The 18,514-nt window shown below is 66.2% G+C and carries 23 protein-coding genes; 11 read left to right on the forward strand and 12 right to left on the reverse strand.

Annotated features, from left to right (window positions below; all coding sequences use genetic code 11):
• The first annotated feature begins 148 nt into the window (after positions 1-148).
• Both DBO33_RS34625 and DBO33_RS34630 read left to right on the forward strand, forming a co-directional pair.
• Positions 149-562, forward strand: a complete 414-nt coding sequence (locus DBO33_RS34625) for an arsenate reductase ArsC (RefSeq protein ID WP_107658797.1) — start codon at positions 149-151, stop codon at positions 560-562.
• 54 nt (positions 563-616) lie between these two features.
• Positions 617-1,018, forward strand: a complete 402-nt coding sequence (locus DBO33_RS34630) for a VOC family protein (RefSeq protein WP_107658798.1) — start codon at positions 617-619, stop codon at positions 1,016-1,018.
• A 21-nt stretch (positions 1,019-1,039) separates the two neighbouring features.
• Here the strand turns inward: DBO33_RS34630 and DBO33_RS34635 are convergent, their stop codons facing one another.
• Positions 1,040-1,789: a helix-turn-helix transcriptional regulator gene (locus DBO33_RS34635; protein ID WP_107658799.1), complete on the reverse strand. Its 750-nt coding sequence runs from the start codon at positions 1,787-1,789 to the stop codon at positions 1,040-1,042.
• A gap of 120 nt (positions 1,790-1,909) precedes the next feature.
• The gene (locus DBO33_RS34640) at positions 1,910-2,248 is read right to left on the reverse strand and encodes a hypothetical protein (RefSeq protein WP_159080678.1); all 339 of its coding nucleotides are present in this window, start codon (positions 2,246-2,248) and stop codon (positions 1,910-1,912) included.
• A gap of 393 nt (positions 2,249-2,641) precedes the next feature.
• On the opposite strand from DBO33_RS34640, the gene DBO33_RS34645 reads away from it, so the two are divergent.
• The 6 genes from DBO33_RS34645 (at position 2,642) to DBO33_RS34670 (ending at position 8,445) form a co-directional block, all read left to right on the forward strand.
• Positions 2,642-3,412 carry a dienelactone hydrolase family protein gene (locus DBO33_RS34645; RefSeq protein ID WP_107658801.1) on the forward strand — a complete coding sequence of 257 codons (771 nt, stop codon included), beginning with the start codon at positions 2,642-2,644 and terminating at the stop codon, positions 3,410-3,412.
• A gap of 212 nt (positions 3,413-3,624) precedes the next feature.
• A complete protein-coding gene (locus DBO33_RS34650) occupies positions 3,625-5,016 on the forward strand; it encodes a bifunctional lysylphosphatidylglycerol flippase/synthetase MprF (RefSeq protein WP_107658802.1) in 1,392 nt (463 codons plus the stop codon).
• 8 nt (positions 5,017-5,024) lie between these two features.
• Positions 5,025-5,966, forward strand: a complete 942-nt coding sequence (locus tag DBO33_RS34655) for a threonine/serine dehydratase (protein WP_107658803.1) — start codon at positions 5,025-5,027, stop codon at positions 5,964-5,966.
• A 96-nt stretch (positions 5,967-6,062) separates the two neighbouring features.
• Positions 6,063-6,608 (forward strand): thioredoxin family protein, encoded by a 546-nt coding sequence (locus DBO33_RS34660; RefSeq protein ID WP_107658804.1) that lies wholly within the window; start codon positions 6,063-6,065, stop codon positions 6,606-6,608.
• Positions 6,609-6,688: 80 nt separating this feature from the next.
• A complete protein-coding gene (locus DBO33_RS34665; protein WP_107658805.1) occupies positions 6,689-7,621 on the forward strand; it encodes a hypothetical protein in 933 nt (310 codons plus the stop codon).
• A gap of 110 nt (positions 7,622-7,731) precedes the next feature.
• Positions 7,732-8,445 carry an SGNH/GDSL hydrolase family protein gene (locus tag DBO33_RS34670; protein WP_107658806.1) on the forward strand — a complete coding sequence of 238 codons (714 nt, stop codon included), beginning with the start codon at positions 7,732-7,734 and terminating at the stop codon, positions 8,443-8,445.
• On the opposite strand, the gene DBO33_RS34675 is transcribed toward DBO33_RS34670, so the two are convergent.
• From DBO33_RS34675 to DBO33_RS34685, 3 genes are all read right to left on the reverse strand, one after another.
• Positions 8,439-9,053 carry a dihydrofolate reductase family protein gene (locus DBO33_RS34675; RefSeq protein ID WP_107658807.1) on the reverse strand — a complete coding sequence of 205 codons (615 nt, stop codon included), beginning with the start codon at positions 9,051-9,053 and terminating at the stop codon, positions 8,439-8,441. The genes DBO33_RS34670 and DBO33_RS34675 overlap by 7 nt on opposite strands.
• Positions 9,054-9,130: 77 nt before the next feature.
• Positions 9,131-9,847 (reverse strand): class I SAM-dependent methyltransferase, encoded by a 717-nt coding sequence (locus DBO33_RS34680; RefSeq protein ID WP_107658808.1) that lies wholly within the window; start codon positions 9,845-9,847, stop codon positions 9,131-9,133.
• A 105-nt stretch (positions 9,848-9,952) separates the two neighbouring features.
• Complete coding sequence (locus DBO33_RS34685; protein WP_107658809.1) at positions 9,953-10,909, reverse strand: GlxA family transcriptional regulator; 957 nt, start codon at positions 10,907-10,909, stop codon at positions 9,953-9,955.
• 153 nt (positions 10,910-11,062) lie between these two features.
• Here DBO33_RS34685 and DBO33_RS34690 point away from each other — a divergent pair, with 153 nt between their 5' ends.
• Complete coding sequence (locus DBO33_RS34690; RefSeq protein WP_107658810.1) at positions 11,063-11,512, forward strand: hypothetical protein; 450 nt, start codon at positions 11,063-11,065, stop codon at positions 11,510-11,512.
• Here DBO33_RS34690 and DBO33_RS34695 read toward each other — a convergent pair.
• The 7 genes from DBO33_RS34695 to DBO33_RS34725 all read right to left on the reverse strand — a co-directional run bounded on the left by DBO33_RS34695 (position 11,509) and on the right by DBO33_RS34725 (position 17,114).
• Positions 11,509-11,874: an HPF/RaiA family ribosome-associated protein gene (locus DBO33_RS34695; protein WP_234391210.1), complete on the reverse strand. Its 366-nt coding sequence runs from the start codon at positions 11,872-11,874 to the stop codon at positions 11,509-11,511. The two genes, DBO33_RS34690 and DBO33_RS34695, sit on opposite strands and share 4 nt — an antisense overlap.
• 97 nt (positions 11,875-11,971) lie before the next feature.
• The gene (locus DBO33_RS34700; RefSeq protein ID WP_107658811.1) at positions 11,972-12,787 is read right to left on the reverse strand and encodes a mycofactocin-coupled SDR family oxidoreductase; all 816 of its coding nucleotides are present in this window, start codon (positions 12,785-12,787) and stop codon (positions 11,972-11,974) included.
• Between the two features lie 25 nt (positions 12,788-12,812).
• Positions 12,813-14,342, reverse strand: a complete 1,530-nt coding sequence (locus tag DBO33_RS34705) for a flavin-containing monooxygenase (RefSeq protein ID WP_107658812.1) — start codon at positions 14,340-14,342, stop codon at positions 12,813-12,815.
• Positions 14,332-14,961 (reverse strand): TetR/AcrR family transcriptional regulator, encoded by a 630-nt coding sequence (locus tag DBO33_RS34710; protein WP_159080679.1) that lies wholly within the window; start codon positions 14,959-14,961, stop codon positions 14,332-14,334. Before DBO33_RS34710 ends, DBO33_RS34705 begins: the two co-directional genes overlap by 11 nt.
• Positions 14,962-15,144: 183 nt before the next feature.
• Positions 15,145-15,483 (reverse strand): hypothetical protein, encoded by a 339-nt coding sequence (locus tag DBO33_RS34715; protein ID WP_107658814.1) that lies wholly within the window; start codon positions 15,481-15,483, stop codon positions 15,145-15,147.
• Between the two features lie 186 nt (positions 15,484-15,669).
• Positions 15,670-16,077: a hypothetical protein gene (locus tag DBO33_RS34720; RefSeq protein ID WP_107658815.1), complete on the reverse strand. Its 408-nt coding sequence runs from the start codon at positions 16,075-16,077 to the stop codon at positions 15,670-15,672.
• Between the two features lie 101 nt (positions 16,078-16,178).
• Entirely contained in the window at positions 16,179-17,114 is a 936-nt protein-coding gene (locus tag DBO33_RS34725; protein WP_199856849.1) for a phosphotransferase family protein, read from the reverse strand.
• A gap of 185 nt (positions 17,115-17,299) precedes the next feature.
• Here DBO33_RS34725 and DBO33_RS34730 point away from each other — a divergent pair, with 185 nt between their 5' ends.
• Together DBO33_RS34730 and DBO33_RS34735 are read left to right on the forward strand one after the other, a co-directional pair.
• On the forward strand, positions 17,300-17,578 hold the full coding sequence (locus DBO33_RS34730) for a glutaredoxin family protein (RefSeq protein ID WP_107658816.1): 279 nt from the start codon (positions 17,300-17,302) through the stop codon (positions 17,576-17,578).
• Positions 17,579-18,010: 432 nt separating this feature from the next.
• Positions 18,011-18,478 carry a hypothetical protein gene (locus DBO33_RS34735; protein WP_107658817.1) on the forward strand — a complete coding sequence of 156 codons (468 nt, stop codon included), beginning with the start codon at positions 18,011-18,013 and terminating at the stop codon, positions 18,476-18,478.
• Positions 18,479-18,514 lie beyond the last annotated feature (36 nt).

Genomic DNA, 18,514 nt, shown 5'->3' on the forward strand with positions numbered 1-18,514 from the left:
GACGAGCACCTGTCCGCAGTAACGATCTTCGCCGCGCTGGTATACGTATCCCGTACGCTTCGACAGCGTTTCGGCCCCAACACGCCGGATAACCCTTATCTGGCAGCACAGACACCCTGCTCGGCTCCGCTCATCGAAAGGCGCTTCTATGCCGCACAAGCCCAGCGTGCTGTTCCTCTGCGTGCACAACGCGGGCAGATCGCAGATGGCCGCCGGGTTTCTCAGCGCGCTCGCCGGCGACCGGATCGAGGTCCGCACCGCGGGCAGCGCGCCGGCCGCCGCGCTCAACCCGACGGCGGTCGCGGCGATGGCGGAGGTCGGCATCGACATCTCGGGCCACACCCCGAAACCGCTGACGATGGATGCGGTGGGTATCTCCGATGTGGTGGTGACCATGGGCTGCGGTGACGCCTGCCCGTTCTTCCCCGGCATCAGCTACCGCGACTGGGTGCTGCCCGACCCGTCCGGCCAGACCATCGACGTGGTCCGCACCATCCGCGACCGCATCCGGATCCTGGTGGAAAACCTGATCGCGGAACTCGTCCCCGCGCTGGCCCGCTGATCGCTGTCCGATTCGTTCAAGACCGCGGCGGGCGCGGCTGACTACCGTGCGGGTATGACTCCACAACTCGACGTCATCGGCATTGTTGTCACCGATATGAGCGCCTCGGTCGCCTTCTACCGCCGCCTCGGCCTCGACTTCCCCGCAGGTTCCGAAGACGCGCCGCACGCCGAAGCGGCCCTGCCCAACGGCTTCCGGCTGGCCCTCGACACCGAGGCCACCATCAAGTCGTTCCATACCGATTGGGAGCCCCCGAGCAGCGCGGGCCGCATCGGACTCGCCTTCCGCTGCGCCGACCCCGACGAGGTCGACTCGGTCTACGCCGCCCTCGTCGAGGCCGGCTACCACGGTGAGATGAAACCGTGGGATGCGTTCTGGGGGCAGCGCTACGCCGTCGTCCTGGACCCGGACGACAACGGGATCGACCTCTACGCTGCGCTCCCGGCCACCGACTGAGCAGCCGCTGCGGGCCAAGGGTCAACCGACCAGCGACAGTCCTTCCCTCGCCTCGGCAGACCGGCTCAGCACCTGCCCCAACGGCATTCCGGTGAGGTCACGCATCTCTCGCGCCAGATGCGCTTGGTCCGCGAACCCGGTCGACGCCGCGATATCGGCGAACGACATGCCGCGCCGCGCCTGCGCCAGCGCTCGTTGCATGCGCAGCACGCGCGCCAGGGTCTTGGGTCCGTATCCGAACGCGGCCAGCGAACGCCGGTGCAGCAGCCGGGCATTCAACCCGGCTGCCTCGGCGGTCGCCGCCACCGACCAGCCGGCGTCCAACGCCGCGACTACCCGCGGCAGTACCGGATCGGGTGGCGCCACCTCGGCTGCACGCCGCAGCGCGATCCGTTCCAGCGCGGCGACCGGATCGTCGGCGGTCCCGAGTTGTTCGGTCAGCCGCCGCACCGTCCCCGATGCCCAGAGATCCGCGAGTTCGATCCGCTGATCCCGTAATTCGTGTGCGGGCACTCCGAGCAATGCGGGTGCTGTCCCCGGCGCGAACCGAAGCCCGACGTACCGCGTCCCGATCGCCGCCGTCGGTCGGAAAGCTCGCGTGTCCGGTCCGGCGACCACCAATGTCCCGTCCACCCATAGCAGGTCGATGCAGCCGTCCGGCAAGACCGGCAGCACGGCGTCGGCGTCGGTCACCGTCCGCGTCCACACCACCGCCCGCGCGAATCGCGACGACCGCTCCCGATACGCCCGCCCATCCCAGGAGTCGTCCACTCCTCGACGCTACCTCCGCCCCCTGACACACTGCGCCGTCGGCGACATGGCCCGTTCGCCGAGTCACCGTGGCGTCCGCGCTACCCCAGCGCGGGATGCTGCCGAGGACCCGAAACCGGATCAGCGCTGGGCGGGGACCGGCATCACCCCGCGCGGCACGACGCGCACGAACGCATCGGGATGTGCGGCAGCGATTTTCGATTCCGGGTCTTTGCAGCCGACCGTGACATCACCGATCGGCGCCGCGGAAAACGTCCACACCGTCATCCAGTCCTTGCCATTCACCGATTCGGTCTTTTTCACATCCGAGGACCGCAGATCTTCGTTCCGGCCGGAACTGTCGACCACCGTGCAGCGCAGCTCATTTGCGGCCTGTCCCCAGTCGGCGGGCATCCGAATATCCATCACGGCGTCGGCGGGTACGGCGACTTTTTTGGTCTCGCCGAGCGCGATCCGCACGCCGCCGCCGGTTTCGCTGTCGTCGCCGGAAGCCGGTGTGGTCTCGGGCGAACTGGAGGTCGCCGCGTTACTCGACGAGGTCGATTCCTGGCTCGCCGACTTGTCATCGGAGCACCCCGCTACGAGTGCGACCAGCGCCGGAACCAACACCCAGATCAGTTTCACAGGTCAAACCCTCTCGTCGCGCCCACTCTCCAGGCGATTGGTACGGATCAGCGATCGAACACCGCGGTGTGCGCATCCGGACCACGTGCACGCCGCCAATAGACAGAGCATGACAACTTCGGAGTCGAATGGAGACTACACGCGCCCGAAAACCGCCGATTTATTCGGTAATTTGCCGGAGTAATGTTGGCTCGTTGGTTGTCCGCATTACCCACGGAGACTCGCCTGATGACTTCACCTGTCGTGTTCCACGCGGTCGAAATTTCCCTGCCCGACGGCACCGCTGAGGCCTACTTCGCCCATCCCGACGAGGGCGCAAGGCATCCGGGTCTGCTGTTCTATCCCGATGCGTTCGGCCTGCGGCCGTGGCTGCGGGAGATGGTGGAAACCATTGCGGCGCACGGATACGCCGTGCTCGCGCCGAACATCTTCTACCGGTCCGGTCGCGCACCGGTCCTGCCCATGCCCGACTTCAGCGAGCCGGATGCCCACGAGAAGTTCTTCGCCGCCTTGGCGCCGATCCGCGAGGTTCTCACACCCGACAAGGCCATGCAGGACGCGCACGGCTACCTCACCTGGCTGTCCGGCAACGAGCTGGTGGCGCCGGGCGCGCTCGCGACGACCGGCTACTGCATGGGCGGCAGGCTCGCGCTGCGCACCGCGGCGACGTTCGGCGCGCAGGTGGCCGCGGCGGCCAGCTTCCACGGCGGTTTCCTCGCCGCCGACGACCGGCCGGACAGCCCGCACCACAACGCGGCCGACATCACCGCCGAGCTGTTCGTCGCGCACGCCGACCACGACTCGTCCATGCCGCCGGAACAGATCGCCCACCTCGAACAGGCCCTCGACAAAGCCGGCGTGCGCTACACGTCGGTCACCTACCCGGACGCCGCGCACGGTTTCACCATGCGGGACACGCCCGTCTATCAGGAGGACGCATACCAGCGTCACCTGCATGATCTCCTGGCGTTGCTCGGTCGCGCCTTCGCCCCGGAATAAAGGCCCTATCATCCGATGTTTCGGCTGGAGGCGGTATCGACTCCAGCCACGGGGCCGGACTGTGCCGTCACACGACCGACCGGCCGGTTTACGGGGGCGTTATCCCCGGAACCGCCGGTTCCGCATAGTGTTGTCGGCAGGCGATCATCGGGAGGACCACATGGCCGAGCTGGTGTGGATGGAGGAACGCGACGGCGGGGCGGAGTATCCGCGTGGGTGACCAACGGGGCGCGGCCGCCGCGACGCCGCGCTACTCGGCCTTTACCGGGTACCGCCAAGCTGCCCTCACGACCACCACGACGACCCGGCCTGTCTTCATCGGCGTCGCGCTGATCGTCAGCGTGCTGCTGGTGTACGCGGCGCATCCGGCGGCGCAGGAGGGGCCGGATCACGCGTGGTTCCTCGGTATCGCGGTGGCCGGCGTCTTCGTGGCCCGCGGCCTGCATCTGCGGCGCCCGATCACGCTGCCGCACTTCACGGTCGCCCTCCTGGTTTTGGCGATCGCCCATCTCGCCTACCGCGCGGAACATCCGAGCTACGGATTCGTGCTGCTCGCCGCCAGCGGTTTCATCATGGTGCTGCCGCAGTCGAGTAAGCCGCAGCCCGAACAGCTCTATCGCGTCGCCGAACTGGTCGGCCGCACCGAGCGCGACCCGCTCGCTCCGTTCGCGCTGCACTCCTCGAAAACCTATTTTTTCAACGCGAATTCGACCGCGGCGATCGGCTACCGGACCCGCTTCGGCATCGCCGTGGTGGCGGGCGACCCGATCGGGGACCGTGCGGCGTTCCCCGAACTGCTCACGGAGTTCTCCGATTTCGCGATCAACCAGGGCTGGCGCGTCGCGGTGCTCGGCGCCAGCCCGGCGCTGGCCGATATGTGGCGGCGCCGCGCGCTGGAACACCGTGGGCTGCATGCCGTTCCGATCGGCCGCGACGTGGTGATCGAAGTGGACGACTTCGCGCTGGTCGGCAGGCATTACCGCAATCTGCGCCAAGCCGTCAGCCGCACCCGCAATTTCGGTGTCGCCACCGAGATCGTGGACGAGTCGGCGCTCACCGATCAGCAACGCGACGGGCTGCTCGCCATCGTCGACGAATGGGGCAGGGGCAGGCAGACGCGCGGCTTCTCGATGATCCTCGATCACCTGCTGGACGGGCGGAACCCGAACATGCTGGTGGTCATGGCCAAGGACGCGGACGGGACGCTGTCCGGCTTCCAGCGTTACGGCATGTCCAACCGGGGCCGCGAACTGAGCCTCGATGTGCCGTGGCGGCGCAAGGACGCCCCGAACGGCCTGGACGAGCGGATGATCATCGACCTGGTCGACTACGCCCGCGCGCACGACATCCACCGGATCTCGTTGGCGTTCGCGCCTTTTCCCGAGCTCTTCGCCGACAAGCACAAGTCGCGCACCGCGAAGCTCATCTATGTGCTTGTGCACCTCGGTGATCCGCTGATCCGGCTGGAGTCGCTGTACCGATTCCTGCGCAAGTTCCACGCGCTGTCGGACCAGCGGTATGTGCTGATCCGCTGGCGCGAGGTCGTCATCGCCGCCGCCGCGCTGCTTACCCTGGAGTTCGCACCGCACCGCCGCGAACACTGAGGAACCCGATGGAACTGACCCACACCGATATCAAAGCCGCCGTCGCGCGGGTGGCCGGCCGCGTCCGGCCGGTTGCCGTCGCCGCCGCCGACGACGGCGCGGGACAGTTGTGGTTGGCCCTGGAGTTGATGCAGCACACCGGCAGCTTCAAGGCGCGCGGCGCACTGAATTTCCTACTGACACATCAGGAGAACGGCACACTGCCGGACGCGGGCGTGACGATCGCCTCCGGCGGCAACGCCGGGCTGGCGTGCGCGTGGGCCGCCCGGGAACAGGGCGTCCGCGCCACTGTGTTCCTGCCGACCACCGCGCCGAAGGTGAAGGTGGACCGCCTGCGCTCCTACGGCGCCGAGGTCACGTTGATCGGCACGCAGTACGCCGACGCACTCGCGGCCAGTCGCGAATTCGCCGCCACGACAGGCGCTTTGCTGTCGCACGCGTACGACAATCCGCTCATCGCCGCGGGTGCGGGCACGCTGATGGCCGAGATCCACCAGCAGCTGCCCGAGCTGGACACCGTGGTGGTCGCCGTCGGTGGTGGCGGCCTGTTTGCCGGAGTAGCCACTGCCGCAGCTCATTACGGCGTACGGACGGTCGCGGTGGAGCCGAGGTATTGCCGTGCGCTCAACGCATCGATCGAGGCGGGGCAGATCGTCGATGTCGACGTCGACTCGATCGCCGCCGACTCCCTCGGTGCGCGCCGTGCCACCGAGTTGGCGCTGCATGCCGCGCAGCACTACGACGTCGTCTCGCTGCTCGTCGACGACGCGGACATCGTCGCGGCCCGCCGCGCCGTCTGGGAGGACCGCCGCCTCGCCGTCGAATACGGTGCCGCGACAGCACTTGCCGCGGTGTTCGGCGACCAGCCCGCTTACCGGCCCGAGCCCGGCGAGCAGGTGTGCGTCGTGGTGTGTGGTGCGAATACCGACCCGTCGGATCTCGCGACGTAGGAGCTACCACGTCTCCGTTGCTCCCACGGATTTCCGGCGAACACCACTGTGCGGCGCTACGCTCGTACCGTCTTCGATCCCGACGGAAGCACTTCCATGGCGCTCGCATCCCGCATGGTTCCCCTCGGTACACCGGCACCGGACTTCTCCCTGCCCGACCTCGATCAGCAGACGCACTCGCGCGCGGACTTCGAAAACGGGCCTGGTCTGCTGGTCGTCTTCGCATCGAACCACTGCCCCTACGTCAAGCATCTCGAGTCGGCGCTCGGCGCGCTCGTCGACTCGCTGCCCATGCCGACCGTGGCAATCAGCACCAACGACGCCGCCAACTACCCCGACGACGCCCCGGTCCACCTGCGTGACCAGGCAATTCGCGCGGGCTGGACGTTTCCCTACCTGATCGACGAGTCGCAGGAGGTGGGCCGCGCCTTCCAAGCCGCGTGCACGCCCGACTTCTTCCTCTACGACGCGTCCCTCACGCTCGCCTACCGCGGCGCCTTCGACGAATCCACGCCCGGTAACGGGAAACCGTTGACCGGCAACGACTTACGGACCGCGATCGAAACCGTCCTGGACGGTAAGCCGGTGCCGGAACCACACCGGCCCAGCATGGGCTGCTCGATCAAGTGGCGGGCCGACTGAAACACCCGCGACAAGCGGCGCCGAGTAGGCGAAAATATCGCAAGACAACGTCACAGGGCCTGACAAGTCCGACGAAAGGGGTGGGGACGTTGGCAACTATCGTCCTTGTACACGGCATCGCGCAGGAGCAAGCGGCGGCCGACACGCTGGAAATTCAATGGCTGCCAGGACTGGCGGGCGGGGTGCGCAATCACGGCGACAACGAACTCGCCGATCGACTCTGGCGCAACGGTCTACCCGGCGACATCTCGACACGAATGGCCTACTACGGCAACAAGTTCCTCGCCAAGGGCGCCCAGGGCACCGCGGTGGGCGACCTCGACGACGAGCAGCTCGTGCTCATGGAACAGCTCGCCGAGGTGTGGTTGGCCAACGCCGCCGAGCACGCGGGTGACCAGCGCGACCGGGCGACCGCCCAGCGGCTGACCGCCGTGCCACCGCCGGACGCCCGGCCGCAGGGCGTCAAAGCCGCACTGCGCCCGGCCCTCAACGCACTGGTCCGGCTGCGCTGGTTCGCGCCGTTCGGCGTCGGGCTCGCCGAGAAGTTCGTGGTGCGCGCGCTTTCCCAGGTCAGCCGCTACTTCACCGACGACGAGGTGCGCGAGTACGCCCAGCAGCAGGTGCTCGCCCATGTCGGCCCGGACACCAAGCTCGTCATCGCGCATTCCCTCGGCTCGGTCGTCGCCTACGAGGCGCTGCACCGGGTCGACCAGGAGGTGACCCTGCTGACCATGGGTTCCCCGCTCGGCCTGCGCACCGTCATCTATGACCGGCTCCGCCCGCAACCTTCCACCGTCCCCAAATCCGTGGGCAACTGGTACAACCTGGTCGACCGCGACGACCTGGTCGCCGCCCACCTCGACCTCGCCCCATACTTCCCGCCGTTCCCCGGCTCCGACGTCACCCCGATCACCGAGGAGCCGCTGGACAACGGTGCGAGCCCGCACGACTCCACGCACTACCTGACGAAGGCGATCACCGGCGGCATCGTCTCCAAAGCGCTGGCAGGCTAACGCCTTTCGAGGATCTCCCCAGCAGCCCGGTCGGCAAACCAGCCACCGAGCCACCTGGACGCGATGACAACTACTTGATTTACACATACGTACGAACGTATTGTTTGTCCATGACCCTGGCTCGCCCCACCACCGAAGAGACCGATCCGTTCTGCCTTCCTCCCCTGGAGGCCGCGGCGCTGCTCTTCGACGCACCCTGGCAACGGTTTGCCGTGATCGGCGACAGCCTCTCCGCGGGCACCGGCGATCCGACGCCGGGCTACACGACCCTCGGCTGGCCCGACCGGGTCGCCGACGTCCTGCGGCGCGTCCGGCCCGACCTGGCCTACCTCAACACCGCGGTGGTCGGGGCAACCACCATGGAAACCCTGCGGCACCAAGCGGATCGGATGCGCGAATTCGCGCCCGACCTCCTGCATCTGCCCTCCGGCGCGAACGATATCGTGCGCCGCGCACCGGATTTCGATGAGATCGAGCAGATTCTGCGGGACATGTACCGGATGGCGGCAGGCACGGGCGCCCAGCTGACCACGTTCACCCTCGGCAAAGCCTATGTCGTACCGGTCTTTCCGGACTTTCGCGACCGAGTCCGCCGACTCAACGACATCACCCGCACGCTGGCCGCGGAATTCGACGCCACGGTGATCGACATGTGGGACCACCCGTTGAACGATCGACCGAACCTGTTGAGCGCGGACGGCATTCACTTCAGCACTGCGGGCCAGGCGGTCCTGGCCGGCGAGGTCGTCCGGCAGCTCGCGCACCTGCTCGACACCCCCGTGCCGCGGGCCGTGCCGGACGGCCCGCGGCGGATCACCTACTGATCCGCGTGCGGCAGGTTGGCTTTCGCTTCCTCGTAGCCGCCGGTGGGCGCGGCCTCATCCTTGGTGTAGACCAGGTGCAGCACGCCGGTGGTGAAGGTTTCCGAGGAGAGCAGCCGCAGCGGCAGCGTCGTGTCCCGATCCTCGAACAGCCGCAGGCCCTTGCCCACCACGATGGGGTGCACCAGCAGATGCAGCTCGTCCAGCAGTCCGGCGTCGAGCAGCTGGCGGACGACGGAGACCGACCCGCTCATGGCGATATCGCCGCCCGGCTCGTTCTTCAGCGCGGTCACCGCCTCGATCAGCTCGCCCTTCAACACCTCCGAATTGCGCCAGGTGAGGTCGAGATCCTGATGCGAAACGACGATCTTGCGGGCATCGCCGAACGACTTGGCCATCTCCGCGTCCTCACCACCCGCGGTTTCCCGCTCCGGCCAGGCCGCCGCGAAACCTTCGTAGGTGACGCGGCCGAGCAGCATCGTGTCGGCGTTGCCCATCTGTGCGGTGACCGCCACGCCCATCTCGTCGTTGAAGTACGGGAAGTGCCAGTCCTGCGGATCGGCGACCACGCCGTCGAGGGCGGCGAACAAGCCTGCGGTGATTTTCCTCATCGTCCAACTCCTGGATCAGTAGTGCCTGTGTTGCCTGATCTGACGAGGTGGCGATCGAAAAATCATCGGCCTGCGGCTCAGACCCGTTCGGCCTCCACCACCCAGATGGGCAGCAGCATAGAGCCGTCCTCGTCGTACTCGAGTTGTACGCCGTCGCGTTCGAAAACCTCCTGCAACGTCGGGGTCGGTTTGATCGCGGTGAGCTTGCCGCGGCGGAACTCGGTGAGATGCCAATCCGGTGCCCGGAAGGCGGTGCGCAGTTCGTCCTCGCCGATCGCGAACGGAGCGTAGGAGTCGCTGTATTCGGCTTCGCAGAAACAGAATTGGATCAATCGCCCGCCGGGCCGGAGCACTCGGTGCAGCGCCGCCACGTAGGGCTTGCGCTGTTCCGGATCCAGGCAATGGGCGAGGGCACTGCTGACTACAGTGTCGAACCGGTTGTCGTAGCCGGCGAGCACCGTCGCGTCCGCGACGGCGAACGACGCCGCCACACCATTTTCCGCCGCCCGGGCCCGGGCCGCTTCGATCGCCGTCGGCGCGAAATCCAGCCCGGTGACCCGGTAGCCGAGGCCGGCCAGATAAACACTGGTATCCCCTCGGCCACAACCGATGTCGAGCACATCGCCGGTGATCCGGCCCGCCTGCTCGAACTCAACGAGCAGCGGTTGCGGCCGGTCGATCTCCCAGGGGAGCCGGTCCATGGTCACACCCTCGAAGGGGGTGCCGCTGCTGTAAGCATGTTCGTAGTCGATCGTCGATGGGACGACTCGGGGTGTTCCGTCATTCTCGGTCATAACCAACCTGTCCCTCGCCTTGCTGGTGGATCGGGATTCGACGGATGAATTCTATCGAGAAACGGAGCGCGTTACTCCGGTTGACGTGACAAGCTTCCGCGCTGGTCAGCCGTCGATTGCGGCCCGTGAAAAGGCCGCGCGATAGCTGTGCGGGCTGGTACCGACGACTCGCTTGAACCTATCCCGGAACGCGGTCGGCGAACCGAAACCGACCTGCCCCGCGATCCGGTCCACCGGGTGACCGGTCGATTCGAGCAGGTACTGCGCCTGGCGAATACGGGCCCGCAGCAGCCACTGCAACGGCGTTGTCCCGGTCTGTTCGCGGAAGCGGCGGTTGAGCGTGCGCGTGCTCATCCCGGCCTGCGCGGCGATGTCCTCCAGGGTCAGGTCCTTCGCGAAATTGTCCTGGAGCCAACGGGTTATCGGTTCCAGCGCCGAACCGCGCGGGGTCGGCGGCTGGTCGTGCACGATGAACTGTGCCTGTCCCCCTTCACGTTCCAGCGGGACCACCGAGAGACGCGCCGCGTCGGCGGCGATCGCGGAGCCGTGATCGCGGCGAATCAGGTGCAGGCACAGGTCGATTCCCGCGGCGGCGCCCGCCGAGGTGAGCAGCTGACCGTTGTCCACGTAGAGCACGTCCGGGTCGACATCGATGGCGGGGTAGCGGGCCGCGAACTCGGTGGCGGCGGCCCAGTGCGTGGTCGCGCGTTGTCCGTCGAGCAGGCCGGTGGCGGCGAGGACGAAGGCGCCGACGCAGATCGAGGCGATGCGAGTGCCCGCGGCGGCCGCCTGCCGCAGCGCGTCGAGCACGTCGTCGGCGACCGGCAGCATGGGATCGGTCCGGCCCGGCACGATGATGGTGTCCGCGTCGGCCAGTGCCGTCAGGTCGAACGGTGGTTGCAGTATGAACGCACCGGCATCCACCGTCGGCGCGGCGCCGCAGACCCGTACCCGATACGCGGGCCGTCCGTCGGGCAGCCTGGCGCAGCCGAACACGTCGATGGGTGTCGTGAGGTCGGAGGGGATGACCTGGTCCAGTGCGAGAACAGCCACCACATGCATGGCCCCATGCTAGGTCGCTGCCAGATTCTCGCCAACAGGGCTGACTTGCTGGTACCGCTCGAAAGGCCAGTTCAGTGCAGTTGGCCAGAATCGACCGGTGTATGGCAGTTTCGCCTATTCCTCACCGGACGGATCGCCGCTAACCTCGCCGCTGTGACGAAGTTTCTGCTGTCGGTCCACGTGCTGGCCGTGATCCTCGCTGTCGGACCGGTGACGGTCGCGGCGAGCATGTTCCCGCCGACCACACGACGTGCCCTCGCGGACAACGGTAGCGAACCCGCCGTGCTCGCGACGCTGCACCGCATCTGCCGCGTCTATGCCTACCTCGGGATCCTCGTCCCGATCTTCGGCGCGCTCACCGCGCTCAGCCTCGGCGTGCTCACCGACCCCTGGCTCATCGTTTCCATCGGCTTGACCGCCGCCGCGGGTGGGGTGCTCGCGCTGCTCATCCTGCCGGGCCAGCACAAGATCCTCGCCGACCTGCCCGGCGCGACGCCCACCCTGATCCGCCGACTCGGCATGGACACAGGCATTTTCAACCTGCTGTGGGTCGTCGTCACCGTGCTGATGATCGTCCGTCCTGGTTCCACCACCGGGGCCTAGTCGGGGGCAGGCATGTGCCGGATCGTCTCGCCACCCTTGGTGTGGTGCAGGCGCCCGAACTTGCTGTCGAGCAGGTGCGCCATGCTGTCCGCCGCCCCGCGCACCGCTTCTTCGACCGACCCGGCACGATGTGTGGCCGCCACCGGATGCTGACCGGCGGGCCGGGCCTCCAGCACACACTGCTTGTCCTCCGGGCCGCCCTTTTCGCCGTTCTGGTCGGTCAGGTGGGCCTCGACCCGCGTCAGCTGATCGCTGAAACGATCGAGCACCGAGGCGATCTCGGTCTCCGCCCACCGGTTCAGGTCTTCGCCGCCGTGGATGCCGCTTCCGGTATTGATCTGGATCTGCACAGCTTTCTCCATTCCGTTAGGTGGCAAACTCCACGAAACCGACACTACCTGCGCGGAAGCTGTGGTCGAGGTCATACGGGCCCGGGTCGAGCCATGCAGTCGGGCTTGGTTACCTCGCCAAGAATCCCTTGTCGACAGGTATCTGCGCACCGGTGATGACCCCCGACGCGTCGCCCGCCAGCCATACGACGACCTCGGAGATCTCCTCGGGTTCCACCAGCCCATCGGTCTTCAACAAGTTCGGCTGGAAGCTGTAGACAAAGGTGGGGTGCTGCTCGAACAGCGAGTACATCGACGTGTCATTGCCCAGCGGGGTGTTGGTCCCGTACGGCAGCACCGTATTCGCGCGGATGCCGTATTCACCGAGCTCGACGGCCAGCGATTTGGTCAGGCCGACGACGCCGAATTTGCTTGCGGCGTAATGGCCGCAGCCGGGCGGCGCCTTCACCCCCGCGGAGGAACTGACGGTGATGATCGACCCGCCGTTGCCCGCCTCGATCATCGCGGGGACCGTGGCCTTGATGGTGTTCCAGACGCCGACCAGGTTGACGTCGACGGCCTCCTGGAACTGCTCGGCCGAGATCTCCCAGAGCCGGCCCCAACTGCACACTCCCGCATTGGCAACCACGATGTCGAGGCGACCGAAAGTGGCGATGAGCTCGGCAACGGCGGCCTGTTGCCCGGCCAGGTCACGCACATCGACCTGACTCGTCAGCACCTTGCGCCCTTCCGCCTCGACCAGCCGGGCCGTTTCGGCCAGGTCCTCGGGTTCGGCCATCGCATAGCCGCTGAATGTCGCGGTCTGCGCGCAGACGTCGAGGGCGACGATGTCGGCGCCGGCTCGGGCCAGCCGGATCGCGTGCGAACGTCCTTGTCCGCGTGCGGCTCCGGTGACCAGGGCGACTTTTCCGGCGAGTGCGGTCATGGGAGTGCCTCGATTCTCGATGGATTCAGTTGTGTGGCGTGAAGGAGTAGTCGTCGAGCGAGGAGAACCGGCTGAACCACAGTGCGCCACTGATGGTTTGCGGCCGGTAGTACAGCGCCTCGCCTTGCGAGTTGACGAAGTAGGTGCGCAGGCCGGGATTGCAGTCGACGGTGTAGGTGCTGATGACCTTGCCGTGTCTGCGCATCTTGCGTACCCAGCGGTCGAACGCCTCGGTACGAACCTGTGCGACGGCGGCGTCACGTCGGCTGGTCTCGATGATGATCCGTATCGCGTGCCGCGCGGTGAGGTCTACGAAGGTATGCCAGGCCGCGCCGACGAAGCCTTGCGGCGCTACCAGCGACCAGCGGTTCGGTAGGCCGGGATGAGCTGAGCCGCCGTAGCTGCGCAGGCCCTTGTCGCGATAGTCATCAGCAAGATCGAAGCCGTTGGGGCCCAGCGTTTTTCCACGCCGATAGGCCTCTGGGTCGGTGAACAGCTCGTAGCCGGTTGCCAGGACGATCAGGTCGTACGCACGTTCCGTGCCGTCCGTCGTGCGGATGCCGTCGGGGGTGATTCGCTCGATCGGGTGCACGACCAGTGCCGCCGAATCCGACTCGAGCGCGGTGAAGAAGCTGCTCGACAACACCGGGCGCTTGGCGAGGATGCCGTAGTTCGGCACCAGGGCACTGCGATCGGCATCGTTGCTGACTCTGTGCCGCAACATTATTCGATACAGAGCACGCCAGATCCTGTCGTACTGGGGCAGCAAGGTGGCGAGCAGTCTGCGCGGTAGCAGGGGAAGCACGTGGCAGATCAGTTGCAGCGGGATCTCCATGGCCGCCAGCAAGGTTCCGTTTATGGCTGCGGCGACGCCAGGAATGGCCAGCACCCGTTGCGCGCGTGGGGAAAACGCGAGGTCGGGCTTGGGCAGGATCCACGAGGGTGTCCGCTGATAGACATCCACTCGCTCGGCCTCGTCGACGAGCGCTGCGACGATCTGTACCGAGCTCGACCCGGTGCCGATCACCGCCACTCGCCTACCGCGACAGGAGTATCCGGGGTCCCAGGAGTTGGGGCGCAGGATTGTCCCGCGGAAGTCGTCGGTGCCTGCGATGGTGTCGGCCGACTTCGCGTTGATGTATCCGCCGACGGCATTGATGACGAAGCGGGCCCGGACCGGCTCGTCCCCGGCAATGTCCAGCACCCAGACCTGCGCTCGGTCGTCCCAGACTTCGCATTCTACCGTGCAGCTGCCGCGAAAGTACTTGTACAGGTTCAGGTCTGCGGCAACCTGCTGGTTGTACCGCTGGATCTCAGGCCCCTCCGGGAACAGTCGCGACCAATCGGCCTTTCGTGCGAAGGGGAATTGGTAGAAGAGGGTCGGAATGTCGACGGCGAGGCCGGGGTAGACATTGTCGCGCCAGCTGCCGCCGAAATCCCCGGCGCGCTCCACGATGACGAAATCTGTTATGCCGGAACGTAATAGGTGATACGCGGCGGTGATCCCGCCCGGTCCGGCGCCGATGATCGCGACCTCGAAGTCCTCACTTGCCATCCGCTTTCACTTCCTCGGCGGCGCGGGGTGCGAGTCCGTTGAGCAGGAAGTCGCTGGTGCGCGCCCGCACATCGTCCGCATCGGTGAAACCGGCCACCACGAATGGCAGGATCTCCAAGCTGAGCAGGACGCGAACGATCCAGTCGCCGGCGTGCAGCGGCACCAGGTCGCGGTCGACTTCGCCGCGGCGCTGCGCCTCGGCGACCAGGGCCGCCCAGAACGCGGCCCAGCTGTGGCACAGGTTGTCGCCGTAGTGTTCCAGCAGCGTGGCGATGATGCTCTCGGTGCGCAGCGCCGGTGAGAAGGCCTGCGGTGTGCGCACGTGGTCGTAGATCATCGCCGCCGCCGCACCGATCTGCTCGCGCAGCGTCGGCAGCGGACGCACCCCCGCCGCCAGTCCCTCGATGAAGGCATCGCACAGGTAGGCCAGCCCCGCGTTGATCGCGGTTTCCTTGTCGCCGAACCCGTTGTACACCGTCCCCCGGGACACTCCCGCGATCTTGGCGACCTCGGTCAGCCGAAATCCGTTGACCCCGAAGCGCCGAACACATTCCGCCGCGCCGAGCACCAGCTCGATGGACGCTTCACCCCGTGGCGCTTCCTGCGCCGTGCTGCTCATGTTGAACATATTGCGTCAAAGTGTTCAAGGCGTCAATGGTCAGTCCTCGAAATCCACTGCCGCAACAGAAGTTCGCAAGCCGCCGCACACACTTTGACATCCGCACGCGTGTCAGCACGGCAAGTCGGTGTGCGGGAAATCAGAAGATGTGCGGCTACCGCCAGGCTTCGGCGCACCCTGCGCTCAATCCCACAGAGCCGCAACAACAGTCTGGTAGTCGCCGGGTTCCAGCGTCGGTCGCCCGGTCGCCAGCAGCCACCGCTCGACCGCGCGATCACCGTCGGTGCGATACGAGCATTGGTCGCCGCGCGCGATCTCCATCACCCCACGATGCACCCGCAGGGTCTCCTCGTCCGATAGCTGAGCGACGAAACCCCGGTATTCACTGTGGTTTTCGATCTCGCCGACCGCTGCACGTGGCGCCGCGGCGATCAATCCGTGCAGCTGCGCCTCGTCTCCAGGCGTAAGTTTCCACCGCGGATTCGGCTTGCCGGAATTGATGTCGAGTTCGACTTTGATCATGTCCGTACCCCCGGCGACAGCGGGCCACGAGCGGGATCGGCGCTGGCCGTCCCGAACGGAGTTTCCCACATCACTGCCCTCCTCACGGGCGCCCGACGAGGAGATGGTAGCCCCGCAACGCCGCGCCCACCACTCGGTCGGCAGCGCAATTCGACTGCGCTGGAACGCAGTGCCGGTTTGTCCGTTTCAGCCGTTGCCGACGACGCAGCCGTTCCCCACGTGCATACCGTTCCCGACGCGGATATCCACCCCCGCGACGATCCGATCATCCGGCGCCTGGACAGCACTGATCGTGTGCAGCCCCGGCGTCGCCGGCACCCAATCCACCAACGCCGTCCCCCCGGACGGCCGCGTCACCGCGAACGGAATCCCGTTGTCGTAGAACACAACCGGCTGCACCACGTCGGTCACCGTAGCCCGCGCCTGATACCGGCACCCCGTCCCATAATTGGTCGACGACCCGAAACTGATCCCCGGCGCCATCCCCACCTGCGTCACCATCGCCCCCACCCCCGGCGCCACACCCACCGCAGCCACCGCCGCGACCCCCATAACTCCCGCAACAACCCCCACCCGCATCCGCACAACCTTCATGAATTCGGTCCTAGTCCTGGGCACCGGAGCACCGCACCCCGGCGAGTACGTAGCATCCTCACCCCCCAAGCCCCGCCACGTGACACAAACCGTCGAATGTTTCAGACCATCCGCCGAATATCCTCCGCAATCCCGGCCAACAGCGCCCCCTCCCCGATAGCGGCAAACCAATCCCACAGTTCCAGGGCGTGATAGAGCCGGTACAGCGCCGACCTCGCCGCCCAATCCGCAGGCAGCGGTCCATAACCGTCCACCAGTGCGGTCCGCTTCACCGGGTCACCTTGCACGGCGTAGTAGTCGGTCTTGGCGAGGTCCAGCAGCGGATCCGCGGCCACGGCATTCTCCACATCGATGAACCCACTGACCTTCCAGCCGTCGACCCGATGCTCGACAAGGACGTTTCCTTCATGGAAGTCGTTGTGGCACAACACCGGTGCCTCACAGCGCCGAAACAGGTCCGTCCGTTTCGCCACATAGTTCCGAATCCCGGTGTGCAGTTCCAGGTCACCGCCGAGCTCCTCGAACTCGGCGAGCTTCTTCGCGAACTGACGCGTCATATAGGCCGTGTTGTCCGGCTCGGGATCCAAGATTCGAGTCGTCAGATAACCGTAGGAGCTCTGCCCGATCCGGTGGATCGCCGCCAGCGTCGCGCCGAGCTGTCGGTATACCCGAGCCACCTGCGCGGTATCGAGATCGGCGCTGACGTGCGAAAGCGGCACGCCGGGCAGCATGGTCATGGCGGTGCACGCGTAACCGAATAAGGCGGTGTCGGGCTCGACCCGCAGGATCACCGGCACCGGGCCGACCTCGTATGCACTCAGCAGCCGGTACACGGAGACCTCCTTGGCCTGCTTCCAGCGCCACTGATCGGCATAAACCTTCACGATCACCGCATCCGCAGGCTGCGAGCAGCGCACCTCGTAGACCGAACTCAATTGCCCGCCCGTCCGAGGACAGACTTCGGTCACCACCACATCCGGCCACACCTGGCGCAGAATTTCGGTGGCGCGTTCCTCGCTCAGAAACTGAAGGGTCACATCCTGACCGTAGGTACGGCGGCAGCCTGGATCGACTGAATTTCCGGTGCCGTTTCCGGGCAGATCGGGGGCGACCTACCCGCGTTCCAGAGTCGCCGGCACGGGCCTAACCGCAGGTATACGCTCGAGTGACAACCCTGCGGGGCGTAGTGCTCCCGCCAACGACGAGCGCACCAGGGACCACGATGACCGAGTCCGGACCGTCCGAAACCGCCGCGCCGATCACCATCTACTGGCGCCGCTGGTGTCCGTACTGCCAGCGGCTCGGTGTTCGGCTTCGGCTGGCGGGCATTCCGTTCCGCAAAGTGGACATCACTCGCGATCCGGCCGCTGCGGCCGAGGTGCGGGCGATCACCGGCGGGGACGAGATCACGCCTACCGTGCTGGCGAACGGGCACCAACTGGTGAATCCGAGTGTCGATGAGATCCGCGCAGCCCTCGCCGCGCCTCCCTCAGTTTCATAACGACGAAGAGTAATCCACAAACAGCTGTCAGTAAGCAATCAATTCGAACGACAGTATGTATTCGTTGCCAGGACAGTTCTGGATGGGTGCAATTTCAGGTAGTTTCGGAGTCCGGCACATATTACTCGCAAATATCGACTGACCTGGCCTTTTGTCGCCCCCGACTCAATGCGCTAACCTTTCCGCGATCCATCCCATTCCGATGGTCAGGCATGTGGCCGCCGCACATTGCCCGCCCCGAATGCAGCCGCGACTCCGGCTTGCATTCGGGGATCCGGAAATGCGATGGACGCTGTTCCACATTTCTCATAAGCGCGCCAAGAGCCTGCTTTACACGTTTCAGATGGCAGTTCTGCCAGCAGTCCTGACGTACCGGTAGCTCATGGCTCGGCTACCGGCGTCGCCGAAACAGCAATGGGAGGTACCGATTCTATGCGCACATCAAAGGTCCTGGTAGGCAGCGTCGTGGCGATCGCTGCGGCACTGCAGATCGGCATTGCCGCGACGGCTTCGGCCGATGCCAAAGAGTGGGTTCGCGTCGACGGCGTCACCGCTGCCGAGGATGGAATGACCTTGGATGTAGAGGTCACCTACAACTGCACCAGCAAAGAGCACAAGAAGCTCACGGTCACTGTCGAAGAACAAGCCAAGGAAGCAAAAGAAGGCGAAGAAGCCGCCGAGCCGCCATCGGGCTCCGCTCAGGTGAAGGTCACTGAGACTGTCGATGGCGAAGACAAATCCAAGTGTGACGGTACGGACCAGAAGGTGACCGTCACGGTCAAGGATTCCGCCGGGGAGGCTTGGTCAAAGCCCGGAATGGGCACGGTAAGCGCGGGGTTCGTTGACGCGGCTACCTTCAAATCGGACTACCACCTGAAGTGGGTTGGGTTGCCGGATTAGCTCTCGGCGAGCCAGACCGGCCCTGCAGTCCGGTTC

It is taken from the genome of Nocardia suismassiliense (assembly GCF_900269665.1).
GTDB classification, from domain to species: domain Bacteria; phylum Actinomycetota; class Actinomycetes; order Mycobacteriales; family Mycobacteriaceae; genus Nocardia; species Nocardia suismassiliense.